The sequence below is a fragment of the Qipengyuania flava genome, from assembly GCF_019448255.1.
Taxonomy (GTDB): domain Bacteria; phylum Pseudomonadota; class Alphaproteobacteria; order Sphingomonadales; family Sphingomonadaceae; genus Qipengyuania; species Qipengyuania flava_A.
In genome coordinates this window covers 1,095,674-1,120,394 of the sequence record NZ_CP080410.1, presented here as the reverse complement: position 1 = coordinate 1,120,394, position 24,721 = coordinate 1,095,674, and the positions used below count along the sequence as shown (strand labels likewise).

The following is a 24,721-nucleotide window of genomic DNA, read 5'->3' as shown; positions in this document are numbered from 1 at the left end:
TCGTTGCTAGCGCGGCGAACTACTCGACTGTCACAGACTTGGCCAAGTTGCGCGGCTGATCGACATCGGTGCCCTTCACGCAGGCGACGTGATAAGCGAGCAGCTGCACCGGGATGGCATACACCAGGGGCGCGATCAGCGGGTGGACCTTTGGCATTTCGATGGTCGCCAGGCACCCTTCCCCTGCATGCTCAAGCCCCTCCGCGTCGGAAATCAGCACGATCTGCCCTCCGCGCGCGCGGACTTCTTCCATATTGGAGACGGTCTTTTCGAACAGCGGGCCGGACGGTGCCAGGACAATCACCGGAACATCGTCATCGATCAGCGCAATCGGACCATGCTTCATTTCGCCGCTGGCGTAGCCCTCTGCATGGATATAGCTGATTTCCTTGAGCTTCAGCGCGCCTTCCATGGCCAGCGGATAGTCCGGGCCACGGCCAAGATAAAGCACATCGCGCGCCGGCGCGATCAGATGCGCCATGCTTGCAATATCATCGTCGTGATCGAGCGCCGCGTTGAGACACGCCGGCGCTTCGAGCAGGTGCTCGACGACGTCCTGCTCTTCCTCACGGCTCATCAGGCCCTTCTTCACCGCCATATGCGCGGCGAGAGCGGCAAGGACCGCAAGCTGGCAGGTGAACGCCTTGGTCGAGGCAACGCCGATCTCCGGCCCCGCATGAGTCGGCAGCAGCAGGTCCGCCTCGCGCGCCATGGTGCTGGTCGGCACGTTTACCACCGCACCGATGGTCTGGCCGTTGGCCTTGCAATGGCGCAGGGCGGCCAGCGTGTCGGCCGTTTCACCGCTTTGCGAGATGAAGAGCGCCAGACCGCCCTCTTCCAGCACGGGCTCGCGGTAACGGAACTCGCTCGCAACATCGATATCGACCGGAACCCGCGCGAAGCTTTCAAACCAGTATTTGGCGACCATGGCGGCGTAGAAAGACGTTCCGCAGGCGACGATCGTGATGCGCCGGACGCTCGAGATATCGAAATCGAACTGGGGAAGCGCGACCGAATTGTCCGACTGGCGCAGGTAAGACCCGAGCGTCTGCGCGACCACGGTCGGCTGCTCGAAGATCTCTTTCTGCATGAAGTGGCGGTAATTGCCCTTCTCGACCGCCGCGGCGGACGCGCCCGAGGCGCGAACTTCCCGTTCGACCGCCGTGTTCTCGCTGTCATAGATAGTCGCGCCATCGCGCGAAATGACGACCCAGTCGCCTTCTTCGAGGTAGCTGATCTGCTGGGTCAGCGGCGCCAGCGCCAGAGCGTCGGAGCCGAGGTAGGTTTCGCCCTCGCCATAGCCCACAACCAGCGGCGAACCCAGTCGCGCACCGATCAGGAGATCAGGATGGTCGCGAAAGGCTATGGCGAGCGAGAAGGCTCCGCGCAGGCGCGGCAGGACTTCGGAAACCGCGTCCTGCGGCGACTTGCCCTGCTCCACCAGCCAGGAGATGTGGTGCAGCACCACCTCCGTGTCCGTATCGCTTTCCAGCGTACGGCCAGCCTCGCGCAGCTCGGCCCGCAGTTCCTTGTAGTTTTCGATAATGCCGTTGTGGACCAGCGCCACATGGTCGGTCGCATGCGGGTGGGCGTTGGTCGCGGTCGGAGCGCCATGCGTCGCCCAGCGCGTGTGGGCGATGCCAACCGTGCCATCGACCGGGTTGTTCGCCAGCTCGACGACGAGATTGTTGAGCTTGCCTTCCGCACGCCGACGCACCAGCTCTCCGTCTGCGATTACGCACACACCGGCGCTGTCGTAGCCGCGGTATTCCATGCGGCGCAGGCCATCGACCAGGCGATCCGCCACAGGCTCCTTGCCGACGATACCGATAATTCCGCACATGCGCCGTATTCTCCGAACTGAAAGGCAAAGCCGAGACTTAGCGGCTTGGCCGCGGCAATCAATCGGCTCGCTCGCCCTATCCGGTGCCGGGACACAGTTAAGGTACCGCCCGACATGGTAAACGCGGGTCAAGAAGCCTCTGCCATTAGGGAAAAATCAAGGTTTCCTTTTTATTCACCACGCTTCGAGAGACAGGCTTTGCCGTGAATGGGCAGGGTCGCGTTGTACGAATCAAGTGTTACCTCGGGGGTTACCGGAATGAGCGCATTCGGACGGAAGAACGGGCCGGCAGGTATGGGTGCCGGTGCACGTCCGCAGTTCGGGGTGGCCAAGCCTATGCGGGGCGGCGGTGGATCCGCGGCGCCCAAGGAAGAGAAGGCCAAGGGCGGCGAGCAATTCCCGCCGCTTCCCGAGAATGCCCCGCCCCCTCCGGGTGCCGGTGGCGCAGGCGCCAGCAGCGATGCCATGAGCCGCCTCGACGAGCGCATGAACACCACCCATTCGGGTGAAAGCGAAGTCGGCGGCTTCGAGGCAAGCGTCCACAAGATCAAGGAACAGGTGCTCCCGCGCCTGCTCGAACGCGTCGATCCCGAAGCAGCCGCCACGCTGTCCAAGGATGAGCTGTCGGAAGAATTCCGTCCGATCATCATGGAAGTGCTGGCCGAGCTGAAGGTCACGCTGAACCGCCGCGAACAATTCGCGCTCGAAAAAGTCCTGGTCGACGAACTGCTCGGCTTCGGTCCGCTCGAAGAGCTGCTGAACGATCCCGACGTGTCGGACATCATGGTCAACGGCCCGGACCAGACCTACATCGAAAAGAAGGGCAAGCTGGTCATCGCGCCGATCAAGTTCCGCGACGAGACCCACCTTTTCCAGATCGCCCAGCGCATCGTGAACCAGGTAGGCCGCCGCGTCGACCAGACCACGCCGCTGGCCGACGCCCGTCTCAAGGACGGCAGCCGTGTGAACGTCATCGTTCCGCCCCTGAGCCTCAAGGGCACCGCGATCTCGATTCGTAAGTTCTCGGAAAAGCCGATCACGCTCGACATGCTCAAGGACTTCGGTTCGATGAGCGACAAGATGTGTACCGCGCTAAAAATCGCGGGCGCGTGCCGAATGAACATCGTGATCTCGGGCGGTACCGGTTCGGGTAAGACGACGATGCTCAACGCCCTGTCGAAGATGATCGACCCGGGCGAGCGCGTGCTGACCATTGAGGACGCCGCCGAACTCCGTCTGCAACAGCCGCACTGGTTGCCGCTCGAAACGCGTCCGCCGAACCTTGAAGGCCAGGGCGCCATCACCATCGGCGACCTCGTGAAGAACGCCCTGCGTATGCGCCCAGACCGCATTATCCTGGGTGAGATTCGCGGCGCGGAATGTTTCGACCTTCTTGCCGCCATGAACACGGGTCACGACGGTTCGATGTGTACGCTTCACGCCAACTCGCCGCGTGAGTGCCTCGGCCGTATGGAAAACATGATCCTGATGGGCGACATCAAGATCCCGAAGGAGGCCATTTCGCGCCAGATCGCGGAATCGGTCGACCTGATCGTGCAGGTAAAACGCCTTCGCGACGGTTCGCGCCGCACCACCAACATCACCGAGGTGATCGGGATGGAAGGCGACGTGATCGTCACGCAGGAACTCTTCAAGTTCGAATATCTCGACGAGAGCGACGACGGCAAGATCCTTGGCGAGTTCCGCTCGTCGGGCCTGCGTCCCTATACGCTGGAAAAGGCGCGCCAGTTCGGCTTTGACCAGGCGTATCTGGAAGCCTGCCTCTAAGCAGCCAGCCCTGGAAGAACGGCGAGTTCATACAATCGTTTAGTGCGATCTTCGGCCATACCCTCGACAGGGTAGGACGAAACCGATGCTCAACAAGATATTCATTCCGAAGGACGCGCGGCCGCAGCGGCGGCCGCAAAAGCCGGCATGCGACGACGAGAAGCGCTTCGAGGCGCTTTACGTTCGCAGCTTTTCGGACATGCGGGCGCGCAGCCTGCGCCGCTGACAAGGCCTGTTAGGCCTGCAGGATCGCGGGGATTGCCGCCGCCAGCAGGCCGCCGCCAATCACGGCAAACATCACGAACAGGCCCATCCAGGGGACCCAGCCGACGCGGTTGATCTCCGTACGCTTGGTCCGGCGACGCTCCATCACCATGCACACCAGGGCCATGAACAGCGCAGCCACGCCCCAATAGGCGGCAATTTCGGCATCGCTGGCAAAAAGGAGGAAATCGGGCTCGGTCACGCGTGCGCCATATGGGTTGGCCCGAGCGCGGGCGCAATGCCCGCTGGAACCGGTCTTTAACCTGCCCGTTCTAGCCCTTGTACTTGAGCCAGAAAGCCCTTTGGGAAGGACACCATAATGATCAAGAAAATCCTGCTCGCACTTGGCATCACCTCGATGACCCTGACCGCAGCCGCCTGCAACACCGTCCGCGGCGTCGGCAGCGACCTCCAGTCCGCCGCCAATGCGGTCGACGAAGAAACCTGAGTCTTTCCCCAGGACGAACGCAAACGCCCGCCCCCACCGGCGGGCGTTTCTGTTTGGGCGTCAGGCGGCGCGGTAGACGAGCGTGAGGTTGTTCGCCGGCATCGAGTGACGCGCCGTGCGCGCCAGGCCGTTTGCCGCTGCCAGCGCGTCGATAGCCTCCACTTGGCGGAGCCCCCAGTCGGGATTGCGCGCGCGCAGGCTGGCGTCGAACGCCTGGTTGGATTCAGCGGTCGGCGTCTGCTCTTCGATGAAGGGGCCGTAAAGCACCAGGGGAGCGCTAGGCGCCAGCAGGCGCCCTGCCCCCGCGAACAGCCCCTCGGTCGCAGCCCAGGGGCTGATGTGGATCATGTTCACGCACAGTACCGCGTCAGCGCGCCCGATCGGCCAGTCCGGCTGCGACGCGTCGAGAGCGCATGCGGGCAAAAGGTTCGGATGACCCGTCTCTTGCGCCCAGGCATCGACCGATGCGAGCGCGTCGGGATCAATATCGCTCGGCTGCCAGGCCAAATCGGGAAAGCGCGCCGCCATGAACACGGCGTGCTCCCCCGAACCGCTTGCGATTTCGAGCAGTAGGCCGGTGCGTGGCAGCTCCTGCGCCAGCACTGCCGCGAGCGCTTCGGAATTGCGCGCCGTGGCGGGCGCATGGCGTTTCATCGTGGCCGCCCTCAGTTGACCTGCCGGTCACGCCCTTCCCAATAGGGCGCACGCAGCTCGCGGCGCAGGATCTTACCGCTGGCGTTGCGGGGCATTTCGGGGATCACGTCGACGGTCTTGGGGACCTTGAACCCGGCCAGCCGTTCGCGGGTGAAGGCGATGATGTCATTGGGATCGACCTCGCTTCCCGGCTTGGGCACGACGCAGGCCTTGACCGCTTCGCCCCAGGTGTCGTCGGGCACGCCGATGACGGCGACCTCGCCCACCGCCGGATGGCCGTAGATCGCGCTTTCGACCTGTGCGGGATAGACGTTCTCCCCGCCCGAGATGATCATGTCCTTGATGCGGTCCTGAATGTACACATAGCCGTCTGCGTCCATGTAGGCGGCATCGCCGGTGTGCATCCAGCCGTCCTTGAGTGCACCCTTGGTGGCATCAGGCAGGTTCCAGTAGCCCAGCATGTTGGAGGGACTACGACAGATCAGCTCGCCCACTTCGCCAAGGGGAAGCTCCTCACCGTCTTCGCCCACTACCTTGAGCTCGGCTCCGGGCACCGCCTTGCCGGCCGACTTCATCCGCTCGTTGCCTTCCAGCGTGTGGTCATCGGGGGGCAACATGGCAATCGTGCCGGTCGTCTCGGTCATGCCGTAGCACTGGAGGAAACCGGCCTCGGGAATGGTCTGCACCGCCTCGCGCAGCAGGTCGAGCGGGATCGGTGCAGCGCCGTACATAACGTATTTCACCGCCGACATGTCGGTGCTTTTTGCGCGCGGGTGCTGGATCACCATCTGCAGCGCCGCGGGCACGATGAAGAGGCGGGTAATGCCCTGCTCGAAGCCGTCGAGGACCCCATCGGGCGTGAATTCGGCCTGCACGATACCGCGAATACCGGCGGCCATCGCCATGATACCCAGCCCCGTGCCGCCGATATGCGCGCAGGGCATGCAGACGAGGATCGCCTCGTTCTCGCTCCATTGCGACCAGGGCTGCGCGGCCTCTTCCGCCGGTTGGCGCAGCGAGAAGAGGTTTGCGTTGGTCAGCACCGCGCCCTTGGGATTGCCCGTCGTGCCGGAGGTGTAGAGCTGAAGCACCGCATCGTCCGGCCCCGCTCCCTCAATCGGGTCCGCCGGGGCTGCCGCAATCTCTGCAAGCGCGCTTGGCGTGTCGATGATTTCGGGCGGGTTATTCATCTCCCCGCAGGCCTTGGCAGCAAGCTCGTCGAACCCATGGTCGATGAACAGCGCCTTCCCGCCTGTGTCGCCGAGGATATAGGCGATTTCCGGTCCGGCGAGGCGCCAACCGATCGGCACCATCACGACGCCAAGGCGCGCTGCCGAATAGAACAGCTCGAAATAGTGCCGGGCGTTCTTGCCCAGCCAGGCGATCCTGTCGCCCTTGGCAAGACCATGCGCGCGCAGCATCGCCACGATGCGCCGCGAGCGCTCCTCGAGCTCGGCGAAGGTGATGGCATCGCCATCCTGTTCGAGCGCTACCTGACCGGGCTTTTCGGCCGCCCAATGCCGGATGAGCTCATCGAAGGTGAGCTTGTTCGTTTCGGCCATCTATCCTCTCCGCTGTTTTCAGCTGTGAGAGGTATCATGGCAGCCCGGTTGCTTTGCGCAACCTGTTTTCCTTGGGCGATTACTGCCAGCGCCCCTGCGCCCGGGCGCGCTTTTCGCGGATGACGAGCCAGAGGAAGAGGCCGAGCGGTCCCGCCATGAGTGTGGCGAACAGGATCGGCGCCTGGATGATCCGCGAAAAGCCCTTTGCGTCGGCGTCGCGCGCGATCCAGAGACCGACGAAAAGATCAAAAGCGAGGTAGTGGATCCAGCCTACGGTCACGCCGCCATCGCTGGCGAAGATGCCCCGCACCCCCTCGATACTGCCGAAATCGAGCGTCGCACCCGGTCCGCCGGGATCGAGCGTTCCGGTAACGATCCCGATGAGCCCCGCAGCGTAGGCAAAGCAGAGCAGGCCAACGCCGGCGTAGAGGATCGCGGCCAGAAGAGCCGGCCAGCGCGGCAGGAAGACGAGCGCGACCCAGAACACGAGCGCCGCAGCGTTCGCGACCGAAAAAACCGTATCCCACATGGCGCTATTCCTCCCTTTCGCTGCGGCGGCGCCAGAAGCTCGCCAGCAGGCTCCCGATGACCACGTGATAGACCGCCGAGATCGCGCTGGGAACCGGTGCGAGCGCAGCCTGCAGCGGCGTGGCGAATTGCGCGGCGAAGCTGGGGCTCGAGGCCAGCGTAGAGCCAAGTCCGCTGTTCTGCATGCCCACTTCGATGCTGACGGTCCGCGCGCACTCCTCGTCAAACCGCAGCGCGCGAGTGACAAGGTAGCCAAGCGCGAAGCCGGTGAGGTGGAGCAGCAGCAAGGCTAGAAGCAGCACCCCGGCGTGCTCGCTGATAAGGTCCTTCGAGCGCGCGACGATGCCGCTCACAATCAAAACGACGAACAGGATGGAGACCAGCGGCGCGACCGGTTCGATACGGCGGGTGACGCCGGGCAGAAGGGCGCGCAGGGCAACCCCCAGCACGACCGGTACCAGCACCACCGCCACCATCGAGCGGAACAGCGCCCAGCGGTCGATCTCGACGAATACGCCCGCCAGCCATCCGGTAAGGAGCGGGGTTGCCACGACCGCAACGAGGGTCGAAGCCATGGTCATGGTAACCGACAGCGCGACATTGGCGCGGGCGAGATAGGCAACGACATTGGACGCCGTACCGCCGGGGCAGCAGGCGACCAGCACGAGTCCGACCGCAAGGCCGGGCTCGGCCAGCAGAGCGCTCGCCAGCGCAATCCCGGCCAGCGGCATGACGGTGAATTGCAGGGCGACTCCAGCCGCGACAGCCTTCGGCAGGCGCAGGACACGGCGGAAATCGTCCAGCGTCAGGGTCAGCCCCATGCCCAGCATGATGATGCCGAGCATCACGCTCACCAGCGGCTGTCCGAACGGGGTAAACCGGCCATCGACCACCCACAGGAACAGCGCGGGCTCGATCCAGGCGAGCACGGTGCCGAGCACTGTCCAGAAGGCAAACAGCCGTGTCGCCAGCCCTGCCATGTCTGCCCCCTCCCCTTTGTCCGGCCTAATCCGGTGTGTGTTCGATCTGCGGCAAGGCCTTGGCGGCGCGAAGGATCGCGTCGTGATCGTGGACGAAGCGCCCGCGCGCCGCGCGCTTGGCCAGCGACAGCGCCGCCTGGGCCACTGTTTCGGCACGGATTGCCCGGTACTTACGGTACTGCCCGTGCAGCAGCAGGTTTGCGACCGGAGCGGCGACGATCCCGAGCCGCTCGGCCGGGCGGTGATCATCCTCGCGCGAGCCGCGCAGCAGGCCCGGACGCAGGATATCGAGGCGATCGAAGCGGATCTTCGTGAGCTCGCGCTCGACCTCGCCCTTCACCCGCAGGTAGAAGGTCTTCGACATGGCATCGGCGCCGACCGAGCTCACATGGACGAAACGCTCCACCCCAAGCTCCTTGGCGGCGCGCGCGGTGTCGAGGACCAGCTCCTGATCGACGGCGCGAAACGCCGCCTCGTCCTCCCCGGCCTTCTTCCACGTCGTCCCAAGCGCGCAGATCATCGCCTTGGGGCGCACCGCCTCAATGACCTCGCCCCAATTGGCGGGATCGGCCACGAACAGCTCCATGCGGATCCCGCGCGGAAGCTTGGCCTCGCGCCGGGCGATGCCGGTGAGGCGCACATCCTCGCGGCCGATGCATTCGCGGATCACCTGCGAGCCGATCATCCCGGTCGCGCCGATCAGCGCGATGCGAATGGCGTCAGACATTGCTCAGTCCCTCGGGCGCGCGGCCGTAGATTCGGCGGCACTGGTCGATGGCAAAGCGATCGGTCATGCCGGCAATGAAATCGGCAATATGGCGGCTGCGCTGAGGTTCGGTATCCGGGAGGCTGGCCTGCCATTCTTCCGGAAGCGTGGTCGGGTCCTGGTGGTAGGCGACGAACAGGCGCGAAATGACGTCGCGCGCGCGCTCCGCCGTGCCCAGCTGTTCCTCGTGATAATAGAGCCGGTCGTACATGAAGCGTTTGAGCACGCGCTCCTGCTCCTGCATCGCGGGCGAGAAGCCGGCGAGCTGTCGCCCAGCCCCGCGCACCTCGTCCGCGCTCGTAAGGCCCTTCACCTGCTTGCGCGTGTGGGTGAGCATGTCGTTGACCATGATGCCGATCTGGGTGCGGACGAGTTCGCGCAGCTGGCGATCGCGCGGCGCGTGGGGGAAACGCTTTTCCACGGCGCGCCACTGGTCGGCCAGCCAGTCGAGCGCAAGCAAGTCGTCGAGCTGAAGGAAACCGGCGCGCAGGCCATCGTCGATATCGTGGTTGTCATAGGCAATATCGTCGGAAATGGCCGCAACCTGTGCCTCAAGCGAGGGCCAGGTCGACAAATCGAGCGGGAAGTCGCGGTCGATCTCGGCCAGTGCCCAGTTCGGCGCCATGATCGGTCCGTTGTGCTTGGCGAGCCCCTCCAGCGTCTCCCACGTGAGGTTGAGGCCCTCGTGATCGCAATAGGGGCTTTCCAGGCGCGCCAGCGTCCGCAGGCCCTGCGCGTTGTGGTCATAGCCACCCGCGTGAACCATCGCCGCCTCGAGCGCCTTTTCGCCCGCATGGCCGAAGGGCGGGTGGCCGATGTCATGGCCCAGGCACAGCGCCTCGGTGAGATCCTCGTCGAGGCCGAGTTCGCGCGCGAGTACGCGGCCGATCTGCGCCACTTCGATGCTGTGCGTCAGGCGCGTGCGGTAATGGTCGCCGTCGGGTGAGATGAAGACCTGCGTCTTCGACCGCAGCCGGCGGAAGGAGATCGAATGGATGATCCGGTCGCGGTCGCGCTGGAATTCGCTGCGCGGCCCGCGTGAGCCCTCGCGTTCCTCGGGAAATTCGCGCCCGCGACTGGCGCCGGGATCAGAGGCGTAGGGTGCTCTTTGCATGCGGCGGCAGGCTTAGGTCAGCGACCGGAATGCGACAACGTGAACGAAATGCGAACCCTGCCACTTATCGGCGAAAAGAAAGGGCCGCGCGTCCGGAAGACGCGCAGCCCGATCAAGGTAACGGTCGTGCGACCCCAGTGATCAGCGAACGCCGATCCTGTCCGCGTTACCGTCCGGGTCGCCCGCTACCGTGCGATCCCAGTCGATGGCGCCGAGCAGCAGGATGCCGGCCGCGTGGGGCGCGGCCATCGAGGTGCCCGACAGCGTAGCGTAGCCGCCGTCCTTGTAGGTCGACGGGATAGCGGAACCCGGTTCGGCGTAGTCCACCGGCGGGTTGCCGTAGTTCGAGAAGCTCGACCAGGTGTCGCCCTGGGCGAAGCTCGAGATGGTGTAGATGTTGGGGCCATTGGCCGAAGCGGGCGACTTGGTGGTCGCGCTGGTGCTTTCGTTGCCGGCGGCAAGCGTGAACTTGAGGCCGGTCGCGGCTGCCGCGATGACCGCATCGTTCAGCGCCTGGCTGAAGCCGCCGCCAAGGCTCATGTTCGCAACGTCGCCCGGACCGGCGATGTCCGCCGCGTATTCGATGCCTGCGATAACCCCGCTGGTCGAACCCGAACCGCGACGGTCGAGCACCTTGATGCCGATGACCTCGGTCCCCGGAGCGACACCGACGACGCCGATGCCGTTGCCCTTGATCGCAGCGATTGTGCCGGCGACGTGCGTGCCGTGCCCGTTAAGGTCGTCGGCCGACTTGTCACGCGTGAAGTTGACCGACAGGCCAGCATTCACGTTGAGATCGGGGTGGTCGAGGTCGACCCCGCTGTCGATCACCAGCGCGCGGCCCGATGCGGTCAGTTCGCCGCCGCCAACGCGGGCGACACCCCAAGGCGTGGTCTCGGGCGGAGCCGTACCGCCGCCACCGCCGCCGGGCTTGCCGCGCCGCTGCACGACCGACATCACCTGGTCCTGCTCGCAATAGGCAATGCGCGGGTTTCGCGCCTGCATGTTGGCGACGCCCTGCGCCGACGCGTTGACGGCAAAACCGCGGATCGTGTTGGAGTATTCGTGCTTCACCTGCCCGCCGGCGGCCTGCGCGGCGCGGTTGGCTTCGGCCTTCACATTGCCCTTGGTCACAAGACCGGGCTGAAAGACACAAATGTAGCTGTTTTCAATCTTCTGCGCCGAAGCCGGTGCAGCAAAGCTTGCTCCGGCAAGCGCGACAACGCTCGCCGCCGCAAGGCGACCCATTTTCATTTTCATATTTGCAAGTCCCTTCCCACAAGTGAGATGGGCAGCATGACCGCGGTACGACCGATCGCAAGCCGCAATTGGTTAATATGCGCCAAATTGTTCAGCGAGGCCGTCGGACCGAAATCCGGCTGCGATGAGGCGTGTCAGCCCAGAATCCAGTCCGCCGCCGCGCGGCAATGAATATCGGTTGAATCGAACACCGGCAGGATGTTGGCATCGGTATCGAACACCAGTTCCAGTTCGGTGGAGGCTAGGACGATCGCCTTCGCCCCTTCCTTTTCCTTCAGGGTGACGATCGTCTTGAGTGCACGCTCCGCATCGCGGGTAACCCGGCCGAGCATCAGCTCCTTGTAGATGATCCCGTCGACCATCTCGACATCGGCGGGATCGGGCGGGAGCAGGTCGACCCCGTGCGCGACGAGGCGCTGGCGGTAGAAACTCTCGGCCATCACGAAGCGCGTGCCGAGCAGCGCGGCGCTGGTGCAATCCGCTTCCTGCATTTCCTTGCCCACGCAGTCCGCAATATGGAGCACCGGTATCGAAACGCCTTCGGTCAGCCGGTCATAGACCTTGTGCATGGCGTTCGCCGCAATCAGCAGGCCTTCGGCGCCCGCCGCTTCGAGGCGGCGCCCGCTCTCGACCAGGGCGGCAGCAATCGTGTTCCAGTCGCCTTCGTTCTTGGCCGCAGCGATCGGGCCGTAGTCGAGGCTTTCGATAAGGAGTGGTGGGCTCGCCATCGGGGCGGCGCGTTTCTGCACGAAGCGGTTGATGCGTTCGTAATAGGCGCGGGTCGAGATCCAGCTCATCCCACCGATAATTCCAAGCTTGCGCAACGCTTACCCCCTTATCGCCGTATCGCCCGGATTGTGCCCATGGACTGGCGGTTTGTCAGAGGCTTAGAACGTACCAGTCACGAGGCAGTTCCTTCGTTCTCGTCTTCGCCCGCCGCCAGCACCTCGGCAAGCCAGGCCTGAAGGTCAGCAGCGCTGCGTTCGGGCGCTTCTTCCATCGGAATATGTCCGATGCCGGGGTAGTTGACGAGCGTGGCGTTGGGCAGGTTTTCCATGAACCAGCCCGCCGCTTCGTAGGGGATAAGCGCGTCCTCTTCGCCCCACATCACCAGCGTGGGAACCTGCATCTGGGCGACAGCCTCCGCCTCGAAGCTCTTGCGCGGCGTGGAGAAGCGCTTGCGCGTAGCCGCCCGGTTGCCGGGATAGCGTGCCATTTCCCAATAGCGATCGACCGCCTCGGGCGTGACGATGTCCTGATTGGTCACGCTCTGCGACAGGCTGCGCTCGACCAGTGAACGCGGGAGGAGCTGGCTCATCGCGTCGCCGACCACGGGCATGGCGGCCAGGCGGAAGGCAAGGTTGCCGCCGCCTTCGCGCCGGATTGGCGCGCCGCCAGCGTCCACCAGCACGAGCGCATCGAGCCGCTCGGGATTTTCGAGGGCGTAACCCATGGCGATCGCCCCGCCCATCGAATTGCCCGCGAGGGTAAAGGTCCCGACATTGAGCGCGTCGGCGACCGCATCGATATCGTCGCCGAACGCCTCGAGCGTGTATTCGCCGTCCGCAGCCGGGCCGGTCAGCCCATGGCCGCGCTGGTCAAAGCGGATGACGCGGTATTCGCTCTTCAGGGCATCCGCCCAGGCCTGCCATGTGTGGAGGTCCGCGTTGGAGCCATGCAGGAGCATGATCACCGGTGCATCGCGCGGCCCTTCGTCGCGCACATGGATGCGGCGATCCCCGTCAATCGCCAGCATCTGCGACGGCGGTGTGCCGTATTTCGCGTACATTTCGTCCGGGTCGGTATCCGGCACGCGCAGGATGAAGAACGCCAGCACCAGCGCGAGGACCAGCCCGCCAAGTATCCGCCACAGCCACTTCACGGTGCCATCTCCTCAATCCAGCGTTGCACGATATCGAGCCCCTCCTCGTCCACGGTAGCCTTGCCGAGCTCTGGCATGGCGACACCCGGTTCCGGGCTGGCCATGCGGTAGGTCAGGATCGAGGTTTCCGGCGATCCCGGGACAATGTCGAAGAGGTGCCCGCCGGCCCCGCGCCCTGCGGCGACTGGCCGCTTGCCAATACCGAGCGCTGCGGGGTCCTGCTGCTCCCACCTGAGGTCGAGGCCGCTGTTCGAAGCGGTCGCCCCCGGGCGGTGGCAATGCGCGCAGTTGACGTCGAGATAGGCGCGCGCGGCGGCAGTGAGATTGGCGTTCTCACGCTCCTCCCACAAGGGCAATTGGTCTGCCCCGTCAGGCAAGCGGTCGAGATGGCCGTCAGCGACCATCGCCTCGAGCCAGCCTTGCGCAACGTTCCGCGCTTTCGGGCCGATGGGGACAACCGCGCCGTCCAGCCCGTGGCATTCCTTGCACTGGTTCTTGTTCGGCACGCGGTAACTGATCGCCTCGCCTTTGGGCGTCGTGAGGTCCAGCCGCGCGCCCGCAATCGCGAGGCGCGCGTCCGTCTGGTCTTCGTTCCAGAGGTAGGGCAACGCCAGCCAGCCATCGGCGCGGTGCAGCAGCACGCGCGTTTCGATGAGCCGCCGCTCCTCGCCTTCGCCAAAGGCAAAAGTCTTGATGAGAGCGCCGCCGACCGGGATGTCGAGCAGCCCCTCGCCCTGCGCCGAAGCCTGCGTGCCCTCGGGCAGGTAGACGAAGCGCAGCTTTTCAGCGCCATCGGAATAGAGCGGCGTGTTGAGGCGATAGGGTTCGACGTCGATGGTCGGAACCTGCGTATTCATGCGCCGGAAAAAGCCGAATTCGGACAGCAGCCGGGGCATGCCCTCGCGCACGGCCTCGTCGTTCACCGGCTCAAGGACGATAACCGGCAAGAAGACCGTAGCGCGGGCGACCACGGCGCCAGTCAGCGCAAGGCAGGCCGCGGCAAGGATGGCTCCCGAGCGTTTCATCCCGCGATACGGGCATCCAGCTCGGCCGGCGCGCCGATACCGCTCCGGTCGAACTCGGCCGCTGGCACGGCAACCTGCAGCGGACCGGGCTGCGCGGCGGCGAGGCCTTTGCCCTGTTCGGTCAGGTTGAGGCTCCAGCCCATGGTCCCCTCGACCGCCGCGAGTGTGCCAAGCCCGTCCCACAGCACCGGCGGGAGTTCGCCGCCAAAGGCGCCCTTCAGCATTTCCGCGCCTTCAAGCTGCGGATCGTAGCCGCCGCCGTTGTAGGTGTTGTTGCCCAGCACGACTTCGCGCGGGAGCGGGTTGTAGCGCTCGTCCTCATAGGGCTGCGTATAGGCGATCACCATGACCGGCGCGGTCGGGTTCTGCGACAGGATGTTGTTTTCGACTAGCACCTTGTCGTTGGCCATCACCATGATGCCGGTGCCGCGCCGCACGCCCGCCACGATATTGCCCGGAGGCGCGAAATTGGGCGTGTCGTTGGCGACTACGAGATTGTTTGCAACGATCACGTTTCCGCCGCCCATCACGGGCAGCGCAGGCAAGTCGAACACCAGGATGCCGCCGGTGTTGCGCGTGGCGATGTTGTGTTCGACCAGCGCGTTGCGGCTGTTCTCGATCTCGATCCCGGCGACGTTGGCTTCGGCGATGGAATTGCGCACCGTGATCTTGTTCGACTGGCCGACGTAAATGCCCGCATCGCTGGCACCGGTAACCTTCACCCCGTCGACCAGCACACCCGTGCTTTCGACCGGGTAGATCCCGTAAGCGCCGTTCTCCGGGTGGGGCCCACGCGTCCAGGTCACGCGAATGCGGTGGTAGACGATGTTGTCCGCACCCTTGGACTTGATCCCGTCGCCCTTGGGGTTCTCCATCGCGAAATCGCGCAGGGTCACGTTGTCGCTGGTGACCAGCATGCCCTCGCCTGATCCCTGCTGGCTCGTAAAGTCGAGGACCGTTCCGTCCATCCCCGCGCCGCGCACGGTGACGCCGTCAACGTCAAGGCTGAGGCCATCGGTCAGCGTGTAACGCCCGGCTTCGAGCACGATCTCGTCGCCGGGTTCGGCCAGGATCAGCGCTTCCTGAAGCGCTTCCTGTGCGTTCTCACCGGGCGATACCGTGTGCGTTGCGGCAAGGGCCGGTGCGGCGCTGGCGAGCAGTGCGGCGGCAAAGGTCAGTCGAATGGTCATGAGTCTCTCCCCTTGAGGCCGCATTGTGCCGCAAGGACGAGCGATTGCAAGCCGCTCAACCGCCTGAAAACGCGCAAATCGCAGCCGAGCTCGCCGTGACCTCGACGACCTCGTTGTCGCCGATGCGGCGCACCCGTTCGAGGAACTCCGCCATGCTGAGCGGAACCACCGCTTCGCCTTCCTGCGCGCGCAGTTCTTCGAGCTTGCGGATCTGCGTGACCGACAGGCGTTCGGCCATGCGGCCCGCCATGCATTCAGCCATGGGCTGGGGAATGCCCCGCGCGACCATTTCGGCCTCCAGCCGGTCCTCCACCGTGTCCTGCAAACCGCCGCCGATGGTCGCCCACACGATCACGCCTGCAATCAGGAGCAGCGCAGCGACGATCAGCGCGCGCCCCACCCTAGTCGAGAGCCTTGACGATCTCTTCGACCATCTTCTTGGCGTCGGAAAGCAGCATCATGGTCTGGTCCATGTAGAAGACGTCGTTGTCGACGCCGGCATAGCCCACGCCGCCCATGGAGCGCTTGATGAAGAAGACCTGCTTGGCCTTGTCCACGTCGAACACCGGCATGCCGTAAATGGGGCTGGACTTGTCGGTCTTGGCTGCCGGGTTCACCACGTCGTTCGCGCCGATAATGAAGGCGACATCGGCCTGCGCGAATTCGCTATTGATGTCCTCCAGCTCGAAGACCTTGTCATAGTCGACGCTGGCTTCGGCGAGCAGCACGTTCATATGGCCCGGCATGCGCCCGGCGACGGGGTGAATGGCGAACTTCACCTCCACGCCCTTCTCCTCGAGCATGTCGGTCATCTCGCGCAGCGCGTGCTGTGCCTGCGCCACGGCCATGCCGTAGCCCGGAATGATGATCACCTTGTCCGCTTGTTCGAGCATGAAAGCCGCATCGTCCGCGCTTCCCTGCTTGTACGGCCGCGCCTCGCGCGCTTCGCCGCCGCCGGCGCTGTCATCCGCGCCGAAACCGCCCGCGATAACGCTGATGAAGCTGCGGTTCATCGCGCGGCACATGATGTAGCTCAGGATCGCGCCCGAAGAGCCGACCAGCGCGCCGGTGATGATCATCGCCGTATTGCCGAGCGTGAAACCCATCGCGGCAGCCGCCCAGCCCGAATAGCTGTTCAGCATCGAGACCACGACCGGCATGTCGGCCCCGCCGATGGGGATGATCAGCAGGAATCCGATAAGGAAGGCGAGCACCGTCAGCGCGACGATCAGCGGCATGGTCTCGGCAGGTCCGGCCATGGCGAAGAGCGCGGTCAGCACAATGATCGCCGCCAGCGTGCCGAGATTGATCACATGGCGTGCGGGCAGCAGGATCGGCGAACCGCTCATCCGCCCCGACAGCTTGGCAAAGGCGATGACCGAACCGGAGAAGGTAATCGCCCCGATGGCGATGCCGAGGCCCATCTCGACTTTCGAAACCGCGCCGATGCTGTCGCCCACGAGCAGGCCGAACGCGCCCGGGTTGAGATAGGCCGCCCAACCAACCAGCACTGCGGCGAGACCCACGAGCGAGTGGAACGCTGCGACCAGCTCGGGCATGGCGGTCATGGCGATACGGCGAGCTATGATGATGCCGATAATCGCCCCGATGGCGATGGCGATAAGGATTTCGCCGAAGGAGAATAAGTGTGAGGGGAAGTCGACCTGACAGTCGATAATGATCCCGAAGCCCTCCGAAGACTGCGGCTCCGGGCACGGCTCGTAATTGAACAGGCTTACGTGCGTCACCAGCGTCGTCACCACCGCGATCAGCATGCCGATCATGCCGAAGCGGTTGCCCGCACGGCTCGACGCGGGCGAGGACAGGCCGCGCAGCGCGAGGATAAAGAACACGCCCGATACGAGATAGGCGAGCGCGACCCACGGGTTCACTGCCTCGCCAGTCGCGGCGTGAGCAGGTGAGGCCAGCAACGCAAGGGGCGCGGCAAGGAGAAGGCGACGCATCACTTCTTCTCCTTCTTCTTGTACATCGCCAGCATTCGCGCCGTCACCGCAAACCCGCCGAAGATGTTCACGCTTGCGAGCACGATGCCGAGCAGTCCCAGCCACTTCGCCCCAGGCACATCCGCCGCAGCCGCCGCGATCAGCGCACCGACGATGATCACCGAGGAAATCGCATTGGTCACTGCCATCAGCGGCGTATGCAGCGCAGGCGTGACCGACCAGACCACGTAATAGCCGACGAAACACGCCAGCACGAAAATCGACAGGATCGAAATGAAGTCCATGTGCGGCCCCTCCCCGGGCCCGAATTACGTAGCCGAAAGCCGCTCGTTCACGACCTTGCCGCCCTGCGTCAGGCGGACAGCATCGCCGATCTCTTCATCGAGCACGGGCTTGCCAGCGTCCTTGTCCCAGAAGGCGGAAAGGAAGTTGTAGAGATTGCGCGCGAATAGCGCCGATGCGTCCGCTGCAAGATGTCCGGCGGTGTTTGAATAGCCGATAATGGTGACGCCATGCTTCTCGACCGCCTCGTCGGGCTTGGAGCCTTCGACATTGCCGCCCTGCGCCACGGCGAGATCGAAGATCACGCTGCCGGGCTTCATGCTGGCGATCTGCGCGTCCGAAATTAGCTTCGGCGCGGGCCGGCCCGGGATCAGCGCGGTGGTGATGACGATGTCCTGCTTGGCGATATGGCCGGAGACCAGCTCGGCCTGGGCCTTCTGGTATTCCTCACTCATCTCGGTGGCGTAGCCGCCCGAGCCTTCGCCCTCGATCCCCTCGACGCTTTCGACGAAGATCGGTTTGGCGCCGAGTGACTGAATCTGTTCCTTGGTCGCCGAACGCACATCGGTCGCGCTGACCTGCGCCCCCAAGCGTTTGGCGGTCGCGATCGCCTGCAGGCCCGCAACGCCCACGCCCATGACGAAGACCTTGGCCGCCTGCACCGTGCCGGCAGCGGTCATCATCATCGGGAAGGCGCGGCCATAGGTGTTGGCGGCGGTGAGCACGGCCTTGTAGCCGGCAAGGTTCGACTGGCTGGAGAGCACATCCATGCTCTGCGCACGGGTGATGCGCGGCATGAATTCCATGGAGAGCGCCTCGAGGCCGGCCTTGGCATAGGCCTCGACCAGCTCGCCGCTGCGGAAGGGATCGAAGGTCGCGGCAACCCATGCGCCAGCCTTCGCGCCCGCAAGCGCGGACACCTCTGGTGCCTGGACGCCGAGCACGATGTCGGCATCCTTCACGACCTGTGCGGCGGAGGCCACTTCGGCCCCGGCATCGCGGAAAGCGTCGTCTGTCACGGCGGCGCCCAGCCCGGCGCCCTCCTCGACAGCGACCGTGGCCCCGAGGGCAGCGAATTTCTTCGCTGTTTCGGGCGTCAGCGCGACCCGGTTTTCACCGGGAGCGCGCTCCTTCAGCACCGCAATGCGCACGCTTCGCGCTTATTCCGCGATCAGGATGACGACGAGCAGGGTGATGACGGCGATCAGCGGCACCGACCACTTCAGGTTGGCGATGAACGAGCTGTAGGTCTTGTTATGCGCCTTGTAGTCGTTGGCGGAACCCATGACGATATTCTCCGAATGGATGGAATGTTTGCACGGCGGTCTATCGTGCGCCTCGCGCTCGCTCAAGCCCTCGCTTCGCCCCCGTCCCCGCGAAACAGCCTTAATTGGACCTTTACCCAATGCTTGTAGGGCGGAGGGACGATGGACGCGCTTTTGCGTCCGTCAGACTTCGAGGGAGCACGGCAGACCAGATGGCGAATCAGGATACGCGCCTGTTGATGCTGATCGACGATGAACCGGCACAGGGCCGGCTCGTCGCCGCGCTTGCTGCCCGCGACGGCTGGCGCACGCTCACCGTCGCCAGCGGGGAAGAAGCCCTCGCGGCCCTCGCTTCGGACGAAGGCCGCAATGTCAGCGCGATCCTGCTCGACCAGTGGGTTCCGGGCGACGCCGCCTGCGACCTGATCCGCGAGCTGCGCGCTGCCCGGCCGGAAGCGCCGCTGCTGATGCTTACCGCCAGCACCTCGCCGCTGCTGGCCGTTGAAGCCATGCGCGCCGGTGCGACCGATTACCTGATCAAACCCGTGGGGCCCGAGCGCCTGCTCCAGGCCCTTGCCAGCGCGTCGCGGGTCGAAAAGCCCAACGCCGAACTGCAGCCGATGGCGGAAAAGCTCCCCCATCCGGTCGATTTCGACGCCATGGTCGGCACCGCCGCCCCGTTCCGCACCGCGCTGGCCAAGGCCGCCACTGCCGCACGCGGGCACGCACACGTCCTCGTCGAAGGCGAAAACGGTACGGGCAAGGACATGCTGGCCCGCGCCATGCACGCCGCCAGCACGCGGGCAAAGGCCCCGATGCGCGTCGTCCATTGCGCCGGCTTCCCTCCGGCATCCCTCGAATCGCTGCTGTTCGGGCATGAGAAAGGCGCCTTCCCCGGTGCCTTCGATCGCCAGGCCGGCCTGATCGAGCATTGCGACGGCGGCACGCTGATCCTCGACGACGTGGACCGCATTCCCGCCGAACAGCAGGAGCGCCTCGCCGAAGTGCTCAAGACCGGCATCGTGCGCCCGACCGGCGCGGCGCATGGGTTCAAGATCGACCTGCGCATCTTTGCCTCCAGCGATTTCGCCCTCGACGAGCTGGTCGCCGCCGGCCAGTTCTCAGAAGGCCTCTTTACCGAGCTTTCCGCCACCCGCATCCGCCTGCCGGCGCTGCGTGAACGGATGGGCGATATCCCCGCCCTCACTCGTTACTTCCTTTCCAAGATCGGCCAGCAGCCGGGGCTAAAGCACCACTCGATCGCCGACAGCGCGCTGTCGCTGCTGGAGGCTTACGACTGGCCGGGCAATGTCCGCCAGCTCCAAGCCGTGTTGTTCCGCGCCTGCGTGTTCGAACAGCGCGAGGCCCTGACCGCGCACAGCTTCCCGCAGCTTTCCGAATTGCTCGGCGACCTTGCCGACCGGGGCGAAAGCCGTGCGCGCGGGCTAGGCGTGCTCCTGTACACCGACGACGGCAACGTCCGTCCGCTGGAGGAGATCGAGGCCGACATCATCCGCCTCGCCATCGGCCATTACCGCGGCCGCATGACCGAAGTCGCCCGCCGCCTCGGCATCGGCCGCTCGACGCTCTACCGCAAGCTGAGCGAACTCGGCATCGACAACGCGGCGTGACAACGAGGCGCGATAGCAAGAACCGCAAGCGTCGTGAGCGCCTTGCGAAAGATCCGATGGTTCAGGCGGCCGCGGCCGGCGTGTCAGCATTGGCGTGCGCTGGACTTTATGCCTTCCTCCGAAGCTCTCCGGAGCGCTGGAGCAAGGTTGTCGAAAGGACCGAGCGCGAACGCCAGCAAAAAGCCGGGTGGGCGAAAGCCCGGGAACTCGACGAGGCCCGCTGGGAGCAATTCAGAGGGGATAGTGCCGCCCAAGCCCGCCTCCATCAAGACTTGTATCTCGTGATCGACGAGCCCGCCGTACCGGCGCAAACCGAGTATGATAGTACAAGCAATTATGGCCATGTCACGGAACGCTGGTCTGCAAGGCTCGGTGACGAGGTACTGGCGATTTCGCTAGATCACGATGGCGGAGGAGCTTTCCTGACATTCAAAGATCCCGAGCAGACTTACAAGGCGCTAACTTCTATCCGCGGCGCGCGCTGCGTGATCGGGACATGGGATGGGCCGCCTTCACCCGTTCAGCGCCGTGTTGCTGCCTTTGTGGGTGCGCTGCGCGATGCCGGTCATGTGGAAGGCGTTCCATGCCTGAGTGCCCCCAACTATCAGGAACTGACCGCGCGCCACTATGCGGACTATGCACGGCAGCGCGGTTGGCCCGAAGAGCGCGGCGGTGAAAGCGCCAAGGCTTGGGCAGACCGCAGTTGATGGCTATGCTGTTCAGCAAGCTGAGCGAACTCGGCATCGACAACGCAGCCTGACCTGCGTTACCCCATCGGGGTCATGCAAAAACTGAACGACATGCTGTGCGTCGTCACCGGCGGTGCGCGCGGGATCGGCAAGGCCGTTTGCGAAGCTTTCCTGGCGGAGGGCGCAAAGGTCGTGCTCACCGATATCGACGAAGAGGAAGGTAGGAAAGCCGCCGATGAACTCGGCTGCACCTTCCATCCGCTCGACGTTGCCAGCGAAACCGAGTGGGATGCGCTGGCCGCAGCCTTTCCCGCCATCGACGTGCTGGTGAACAACGCAGGCATCACCGGCTTCGAGGACGGACCCGCCGCGCACGATCCCGAGAACGCCAGCCTTGCCGAGTGGCACAAGGTCCACGCGGTCAACACCGACGGCTGCTTCCTCGGTTGCCGCTATGCCCTCAAGGCGATGAAGGCCAAGGGCACCGGCTCGATCATCAACATGTCCTCGCGCTCCGGCCTCGTCGGCATTCCCGGCGCGGCGGCCTATGCGGCGAGCAAGGCGGCGATGCGCAACCACACCAAGTCGGTCGCGCTCTACGCCGCGCAGCAGGGCTGGCAGATCCGCTGCAACTCGATCCACCCCGCCGCCATCCTCACCCCGATCTGGGAGCCAATGCTGGGCGACGGGCCGGACCGCGAGGCCAAGATGGCAGCGCTGGTCGCCGATACGCCGCTGAAGCGCTTCGGCACGGTCGAGGAGGTCGCCGCGCTCTGCGTCTTCCTCGCGAGCGAGGACAGCGCCTACATGACCGGCTCCGAACTCACCCTCGACGGCGGGCTGCTCGCGGGAAGCGCCGCCTCTCCGGGCTAGCCCGGCAGGTCGGCGAAGTCGGTCAGGGCTGCGTCCCTCAGGCCCCGCCAGACGTTGCGTGCCTGGACGGTTTCGGGGACATCGTGGACGCGAAGCAGCTGGACGCCTGCGCGCATGCCTTCGAGCGCCAGCGCCACGCTGCCGCCGAGGCGCTCCTCGACCGGCGCTTCCTTGCTCAGCGCGCCGATCATGCGCTTGCGGCTGGCACCCAGCAGCAGCGGGTGGCCGAGCGCGTGAAACAGCGGCAGCGCGTTGATCAGCGCGAGGTTGTGCGCAAGGCTCTTGCCGAAACCGATGCCCGGATCGAGCAGGATATTCCTCGCCTCGATCCCCGCCTCCAGCGCCGCATCGCGCCGCGCTCGCAGGGCATCGAACACCTCGAACACCACATTGGCGTAATCCGCGCCCTCATGGAGATCGTCGCCAGCCGCGCCCGGCGCGTGCATCAGCACCACGGGACATCCGGCAGAGGCGACCACCTCCGCGCTGCGCGGATCATGCGCGAGGCCCGAGACGTCGTTTACCAGATGCGCGCCTGCCTCCAGCGCGGCCTCCATCACCGCCGCCTTGCGCGTGTCGATGCTGACCGCTGCGCCCATGCCCGCGGCGGCCTCGATCGCCGGGACGACGCGCTCGATCTCGTCGCCTTCCCACAGGGCCTTGGCGCCGGGCCGCGTGCTCTCGCCGCCCACATCGATGATCGCCGCGCCCGCTTCGACCATGGCGGCCGCGTGTTCGCGCCCCGCTTGCGGATCGTCGAGGAAGCGCCCGCCGTCGCTGAAGCTGTCGGGCGTGACGTTGAGGATGCCCATCACCTGCGGCTGGTCGAGCGGCACATTGCGCGCGCCCAGCGTGAGCGGCGGATGCGCAAGCGTGAGGTTCGCCCACTGCTGTTCCGCATCGCCCGCAACCTCGTCGGGCAGCTGGCCCAGCACCTCGGCCATCGTATCCGGCGCGGCGAGCCAGCGTTCGACCACAGCGCCATCGCGCCGCAAGATCACTGCAAAGCGGCTCGCATAGACCATGGTGCCGGCAAGCCGGATGGCATTGCCATGCTCGGACTGCGGACCCGGCACGAGGCCGATGGGGCGGATGTAGATGCTGTCAGTCATGTTGGGACAACCCTAGCCTATTGCCCGCAGGATGGAACACATGGAACACGGTCCTGGGGGAGAAACGTGGCAGTTGACCGAATGGAGACCCGCTTGGACGAGAGGCGTGGTCGGGGTGCGCAAATCATGCAACTGCGCTAGTCCCAATACACACGGTAGGACAATAATTAGGGGCAACCTGTTCAAGATGGGTCCGTCGGCTAACGACCCGATTGCGGACGGATGAACCTTGCAAAAACGCAGGGGCTGCGCAGTTCGCTTTGTACCTAGTAGGGAAGAGCCCCGCAGTTCCCCTCGACAAGCTCGCCTGAAAAGGCCGCTCTTGCAAAGGATATCGAATCCGCCGTCGACGCTGGCACGACCCCGCGATGGTCAAGCTCCGGATAATAGACTGCTGTAACCTGCGTCCCTGCAGCACATGCGCGCCTTACGAGAGCGGCTTGCATCCGCAGCGGAGTGTCACGATCCTTTCCGCCCGTTCCGACAAACAGCGGCACCCTAAGTCCAAGCGTGGGATAACCCATTCTCGCAAAGGCCTTAACCAGATGCTCGCTCGGCGGGCGCTTGAAGGTCTCATTGTAGGATAGCCCTTCTTGAACGACTTTGGCCCGAACCTGTTTATGGCATGTTTCACGGATGGAGAGCGCAATTGGCATCGCGCGATCAGAAACATACTCCTCCAGCCGGAAATTCGCATCTGTTCGCTGCACCAGCGAGAGCGCCAGGAGATTATAGGCCAGCAAGGGATCAGCCACATCGCGCGGCCGGGCTTCTTGCAGCGCCACAAGCGTTTCGGGTGAGAAGAATGGCACTCCCGTCGCCACCACGCCCACAATCGCCAGTTCGGATGCATACTCCGGTGCGTAGGCAGCAGAAGCCACCGCTGCCCCGGCACCCTGCGACTGGCCGAATAGCAATACCTCATTCGATACTGGAAAGCTGCCCGACTGAACCGCACGGATTATGTCCAGATTGCTGTAGGCTTCGGGCCTGGTAGCCAGATAGGGGTGCGTCCCGCGTGTGCCGAGGCCTTGATAGTCCGACGCCACGACCGCGAAACCTTGCTTGAGCCAAAACTCAAGATATTCCCTGTCCTGCATCTGCCGACCATCCCACGATGGCGCGCAAACATCCGCGATCCCAACCGTACCGTGGGTCCACGCCATGAGAGGCCAGCCGCCCGCGGGCGCAGCACCTTCAGGCAAGAACAACACACCCGATACAGGCAGGATATCCTCACCTCCAAGCCCATCGGTGGAAGAATAGAGAAGCCGGATGTTTGCGCCCGCACCTGGATTGGATTGGGTAACTCCCAACTGTTCCGTTTTCAGGAGAACTCCCGGTTTGTCGATCTCGCCTTCGTAGAAATAGAAATCGGAGAGAAAGCTATCCCCTAAAGTAAGGCGATCGTCATTCACCTCCAATCGATCCGCTGCCCGTTCAGGCAGTGACGCGCAGGCACCAATGCCCATCAAGCCGGCGATCGCGCCTAATGCGGCAAGCAAATTCGAGATGGGCGAGCGTAGCATGATGGTGGAGTTGCTATCGCGCCTCTATCGCAATCGCAATGCATGCAATCGCAGCAAAGCCCCAACAACAGC

General features: G+C 64.7%; 26 protein-coding genes. 6 read left to right on the top strand and 20 right to left on the bottom strand.

From position 1 onward, the window contains the following. Positions 1 to 19: 19 nt before the first annotated feature. Positions 20 to 1,843 (bottom strand): glutamine--fructose-6-phosphate transaminase (isomerizing), encoded by a 1,824-nt coding sequence (glmS, locus tag KUV82_RS05485; RefSeq protein WP_219955875.1) that lies wholly within the window; start codon positions 1,841 to 1,843, stop codon positions 20 to 22. Positions 1,844 to 2,101: 258 nt separating this feature from the next. On the opposite strand from glmS, the gene KUV82_RS05480 reads away from it, so the two are divergent. Both KUV82_RS05480 and KUV82_RS05475 read left to right on the top strand, forming a co-directional pair. After that, complete coding sequence (locus KUV82_RS05480; RefSeq protein WP_219955874.1) at positions 2,102 to 3,631, top strand: CpaF family protein; 1,530 nt, start codon at positions 2,102 to 2,104, stop codon at positions 3,629 to 3,631. Between the two features lie 85 nt (positions 3,632 to 3,716). Then, on the top strand, positions 3,717 to 3,857 hold the full coding sequence (locus KUV82_RS05475; RefSeq protein ID WP_219955873.1) for a hypothetical protein: 141 nt from the start codon (positions 3,717 to 3,719) through the stop codon (positions 3,855 to 3,857). A 9-nt stretch (positions 3,858 to 3,866) separates the two neighbouring features. Here the strand turns inward: KUV82_RS05475 and KUV82_RS05470 are convergent, their stop codons facing one another. After that, positions 3,867 to 4,097, bottom strand: coding sequence for a hypothetical protein (locus KUV82_RS05470; protein WP_219955872.1), 231 nt, complete (start codon positions 4,095 to 4,097; stop codon positions 3,867 to 3,869). Positions 4,098 to 4,214: 117 nt separating this feature from the next. Here KUV82_RS05470 and KUV82_RS14205 point away from each other — a divergent pair, with 117 nt between their 5' ends. Beyond that, a complete protein-coding gene (locus KUV82_RS14205) occupies positions 4,215 to 4,343 on the top strand; it encodes an entericidin A/B family lipoprotein (RefSeq protein ID WP_157075177.1) in 129 nt (42 codons plus the stop codon). Positions 4,344 to 4,403: 60 nt separating this feature from the next. On the opposite strand, the gene KUV82_RS05465 is transcribed toward KUV82_RS14205, so the two are convergent. The 16 genes from KUV82_RS05465 to KUV82_RS05390 form a co-directional block, all read right to left on the bottom strand. Next, entirely contained in the window at positions 4,404 to 4,997 is a 594-nt protein-coding gene (locus tag KUV82_RS05465; RefSeq protein ID WP_219955871.1) for a DUF938 domain-containing protein, read from the bottom strand. 11 nt (positions 4,998 to 5,008) lie between these two features. Continuing rightward, positions 5,009 to 6,559, bottom strand: coding sequence for a fatty acid--CoA ligase (locus tag KUV82_RS05460; RefSeq protein ID WP_219955870.1), 1,551 nt, complete (start codon positions 6,557 to 6,559; stop codon positions 5,009 to 5,011). 79 nt (positions 6,560 to 6,638) lie between these two features. After that, positions 6,639 to 7,088: an ABA4-like family protein gene (locus KUV82_RS05455; RefSeq protein ID WP_219955869.1), complete on the bottom strand. Its 450-nt coding sequence runs from the start codon at positions 7,086 to 7,088 to the stop codon at positions 6,639 to 6,641. Positions 7,089 to 7,092: 4 nt separating this feature from the next. Continuing rightward, positions 7,093 to 8,067 carry a bile acid:sodium symporter family protein gene (locus KUV82_RS05450; protein WP_219955868.1) on the bottom strand — a complete coding sequence of 325 codons (975 nt, stop codon included), beginning with the start codon at positions 8,065 to 8,067 and terminating at the stop codon, positions 7,093 to 7,095. A gap of 25 nt (positions 8,068 to 8,092) precedes the next feature. Further along, entirely contained in the window at positions 8,093 to 8,794 is a 702-nt protein-coding gene (locus tag KUV82_RS05445; protein WP_219955867.1) for an NAD(P)H-binding protein, read from the bottom strand. Continuing rightward, on the bottom strand, positions 8,787 to 9,947 hold the full coding sequence (locus KUV82_RS05440) for a deoxyguanosinetriphosphate triphosphohydrolase (RefSeq protein ID WP_219955866.1): 1,161 nt from the start codon (positions 9,945 to 9,947) through the stop codon (positions 8,787 to 8,789). The genes KUV82_RS05445 and KUV82_RS05440 overlap by 8 nt, the downstream gene beginning before the upstream one ends. A gap of 141 nt (positions 9,948 to 10,088) precedes the next feature. Further along, positions 10,089 to 11,207: a S8 family serine peptidase gene (locus tag KUV82_RS05435; RefSeq protein WP_258319858.1), complete on the bottom strand. Its 1,119-nt coding sequence runs from the start codon at positions 11,205 to 11,207 to the stop codon at positions 10,089 to 10,091. Between the two features lie 134 nt (positions 11,208 to 11,341). Beyond that, on the bottom strand, positions 11,342 to 12,031 hold the full coding sequence (locus KUV82_RS05430; protein ID WP_219955865.1) for an aspartate/glutamate racemase family protein: 690 nt from the start codon (positions 12,029 to 12,031) through the stop codon (positions 11,342 to 11,344). Between the two features lie 77 nt (positions 12,032 to 12,108). Beyond that, positions 12,109 to 13,089, bottom strand: a complete 981-nt coding sequence (locus KUV82_RS05425; RefSeq protein WP_219955864.1) for an alpha/beta fold hydrolase — start codon at positions 13,087 to 13,089, stop codon at positions 12,109 to 12,111. Continuing rightward, positions 13,086 to 14,114, bottom strand: a complete 1,029-nt coding sequence (locus KUV82_RS05420; RefSeq protein ID WP_219955863.1) for an SO2930 family diheme c-type cytochrome — start codon at positions 14,112 to 14,114, stop codon at positions 13,086 to 13,088. The genes KUV82_RS05425 and KUV82_RS05420 overlap by 4 nt, the downstream gene beginning before the upstream one ends. Beyond that, a complete protein-coding gene (locus KUV82_RS05415; RefSeq protein ID WP_219955862.1) occupies positions 14,111 to 15,304 on the bottom strand; it encodes a parallel beta-helix domain-containing protein in 1,194 nt (397 codons plus the stop codon). Before KUV82_RS05415 ends, KUV82_RS05420 begins: the two co-directional genes overlap by 4 nt. 55 nt (positions 15,305 to 15,359) lie before the next feature. Then, the gene (locus KUV82_RS05410; protein ID WP_219955861.1) at positions 15,360 to 15,704 is read right to left on the bottom strand and encodes a hypothetical protein; all 345 of its coding nucleotides are present in this window, start codon (positions 15,702 to 15,704) and stop codon (positions 15,360 to 15,362) included. A gap of 1 nt (position 15,705) precedes the next feature. Beyond that, positions 15,706 to 17,268: an NAD(P)(+) transhydrogenase (Re/Si-specific) subunit beta gene (locus KUV82_RS05405; protein ID WP_219955860.1), complete on the bottom strand. Its 1,563-nt coding sequence runs from the start codon at positions 17,266 to 17,268 to the stop codon at positions 15,706 to 15,708. Further along, a complete protein-coding gene (locus KUV82_RS05400; protein ID WP_006833497.1) occupies positions 17,268 to 17,552 on the bottom strand; it encodes an NAD(P) transhydrogenase subunit alpha in 285 nt (94 codons plus the stop codon). The genes KUV82_RS05405 and KUV82_RS05400 overlap by 1 nt, the downstream gene beginning before the upstream one ends. Before the next feature lie 24 nt (positions 17,553 to 17,576). Further along, positions 17,577 to 18,701, bottom strand: coding sequence for an NAD(P) transhydrogenase subunit alpha (locus KUV82_RS05395; RefSeq protein ID WP_219955859.1), 1,125 nt, complete (start codon positions 18,699 to 18,701; stop codon positions 17,577 to 17,579). A 9-nt stretch (positions 18,702 to 18,710) separates the two neighbouring features. Beyond that, on the bottom strand, positions 18,711 to 18,836 hold the full coding sequence (locus KUV82_RS05390; protein ID WP_219955858.1) for an aa3-type cytochrome c oxidase subunit IV: 126 nt from the start codon (positions 18,834 to 18,836) through the stop codon (positions 18,711 to 18,713). Between the two features lie 191 nt (positions 18,837 to 19,027). Between KUV82_RS05390 and KUV82_RS05385 the strand changes: the two genes are divergently transcribed. The 3 genes from KUV82_RS05385 (at position 19,028) to KUV82_RS05375 (ending at position 22,008) form a co-directional block, all read left to right on the top strand. After that, complete coding sequence (locus KUV82_RS05385) at positions 19,028 to 20,446, top strand: sigma-54-dependent transcriptional regulator (RefSeq protein ID WP_219955857.1); 1,419 nt, start codon at positions 19,028 to 19,030, stop codon at positions 20,444 to 20,446. A gap of 56 nt (positions 20,447 to 20,502) precedes the next feature. Further along, positions 20,503 to 21,153 carry a hypothetical protein gene (locus KUV82_RS05380; protein ID WP_219955856.1) on the top strand — a complete coding sequence of 217 codons (651 nt, stop codon included), beginning with the start codon at positions 20,503 to 20,505 and terminating at the stop codon, positions 21,151 to 21,153. A gap of 75 nt (positions 21,154 to 21,228) precedes the next feature. Then, positions 21,229 to 22,008, top strand: a complete 780-nt coding sequence (locus KUV82_RS05375) for an SDR family NAD(P)-dependent oxidoreductase (protein WP_219955855.1) — start codon at positions 21,229 to 21,231, stop codon at positions 22,006 to 22,008. Here the strand turns inward: KUV82_RS05375 and folP are convergent. Together folP and KUV82_RS05365 are read right to left on the bottom strand one after the other, a co-directional pair. Further along, positions 22,005 to 23,120, bottom strand: a complete 1,116-nt coding sequence (gene folP / locus KUV82_RS05370) for a dihydropteroate synthase (RefSeq protein ID WP_219955854.1) — start codon at positions 23,118 to 23,120, stop codon at positions 22,005 to 22,007. The genes KUV82_RS05375 and folP overlap by 4 nt on opposite strands. A gap of 266 nt (positions 23,121 to 23,386) precedes the next feature. Beyond that, positions 23,387 to 24,649, bottom strand: a complete 1,263-nt coding sequence (locus KUV82_RS05365; protein ID WP_219955853.1) for a lipase family protein — start codon at positions 24,647 to 24,649, stop codon at positions 23,387 to 23,389. Between the last annotated feature and the right edge of the window lie 72 nt (positions 24,650 to 24,721).

Coding starts and splice junctions, on each gene's coding strand:
- KUV82_RS05435 (WP_258319858.1), bottom strand. CDS start 11,207: ATGAAAATGAAAATGGGTCGCCTTGCGGCGGCGAGCGTTGTCGCGCTT.
- KUV82_RS05440 (WP_219955866.1), bottom strand. CDS start 9,947: ATGCAAAGAGCACCCTACGCCTCTGATCCCGGCGCCAGTCGCGGGCGC.
- KUV82_RS05375 (WP_219955855.1), top strand. CDS start 21,229: ATGCAAAAACTGAACGACATGCTGTGCGTCGTCACCGGCGGTGCGCGC.
- KUV82_RS05390 (WP_219955858.1), bottom strand. CDS start 18,836: ATGGGTTCCGCCAACGACTACAAGGCGCATAACAAGACCTACAGCTCG.
- folP (WP_219955854.1), bottom strand. CDS start 23,120: ATGACTGACAGCATCTACATCCGCCCCATCGGCCTCGTGCCGGGTCCG.
- KUV82_RS05475 (WP_219955873.1), top strand. CDS start 3,717: ATGCTCAACAAGATATTCATTCCGAAGGACGCGCGGCCGCAGCGGCGG.
- KUV82_RS05405 (WP_219955860.1), bottom strand. CDS start 17,268: ATGCGTCGCCTTCTCCTTGCCGCGCCCCTTGCGTTGCTGGCCTCACCT.
- KUV82_RS05445 (WP_219955867.1), bottom strand. CDS start 8,794: ATGTCTGACGCCATTCGCATCGCGCTGATCGGCGCGACCGGGATGATC.
- KUV82_RS05385 (WP_219955857.1), top strand. CDS start 19,028: ATGGCGAATCAGGATACGCGCCTGTTGATGCTGATCGACGATGAACCG.
- KUV82_RS05455 (WP_219955869.1), bottom strand. CDS start 7,088: ATGTGGGATACGGTTTTTTCGGTCGCGAACGCTGCGGCGCTCGTGTTC.
- KUV82_RS05480 (WP_219955874.1), top strand. CDS start 2,102: ATGAGCGCATTCGGACGGAAGAACGGGCCGGCAGGTATGGGTGCCGGT.
- KUV82_RS05365 (WP_219955853.1), bottom strand. CDS start 24,649: ATGCTACGCTCGCCCATCTCGAATTTGCTTGCCGCATTAGGCGCGATC.
- glmS (WP_219955875.1), bottom strand. CDS start 1,843: ATGTGCGGAATTATCGGTATCGTCGGCAAGGAGCCTGTGGCGGATCGC.
- KUV82_RS05450 (WP_219955868.1), bottom strand. CDS start 8,067: ATGGCAGGGCTGGCGACACGGCTGTTTGCCTTCTGGACAGTGCTCGGC.
- KUV82_RS05420 (WP_219955863.1), bottom strand. CDS start 14,114: ATGAAACGCTCGGGAGCCATCCTTGCCGCGGCCTGCCTTGCGCTGACT.
- KUV82_RS05460 (WP_219955870.1), bottom strand. CDS start 6,559: ATGGCCGAAACGAACAAGCTCACCTTCGATGAGCTCATCCGGCATTGG.
- KUV82_RS14205 (WP_157075177.1), top strand. CDS start 4,215: ATGATCAAGAAAATCCTGCTCGCACTTGGCATCACCTCGATGACCCTG.
- KUV82_RS05415 (WP_219955862.1), bottom strand. CDS start 15,304: ATGACCATTCGACTGACCTTTGCCGCCGCACTGCTCGCCAGCGCCGCA.
- KUV82_RS05465 (WP_219955871.1), bottom strand. CDS start 4,997: ATGAAACGCCATGCGCCCGCCACGGCGCGCAATTCCGAAGCGCTCGCG.
- KUV82_RS05400 (WP_006833497.1), bottom strand. CDS start 17,552: ATGGACTTCATTTCGATCCTGTCGATTTTCGTGCTGGCGTGTTTCGTC.
- KUV82_RS05380 (WP_219955856.1), top strand. CDS start 20,503: ATGGTTCAGGCGGCCGCGGCCGGCGTGTCAGCATTGGCGTGCGCTGGA.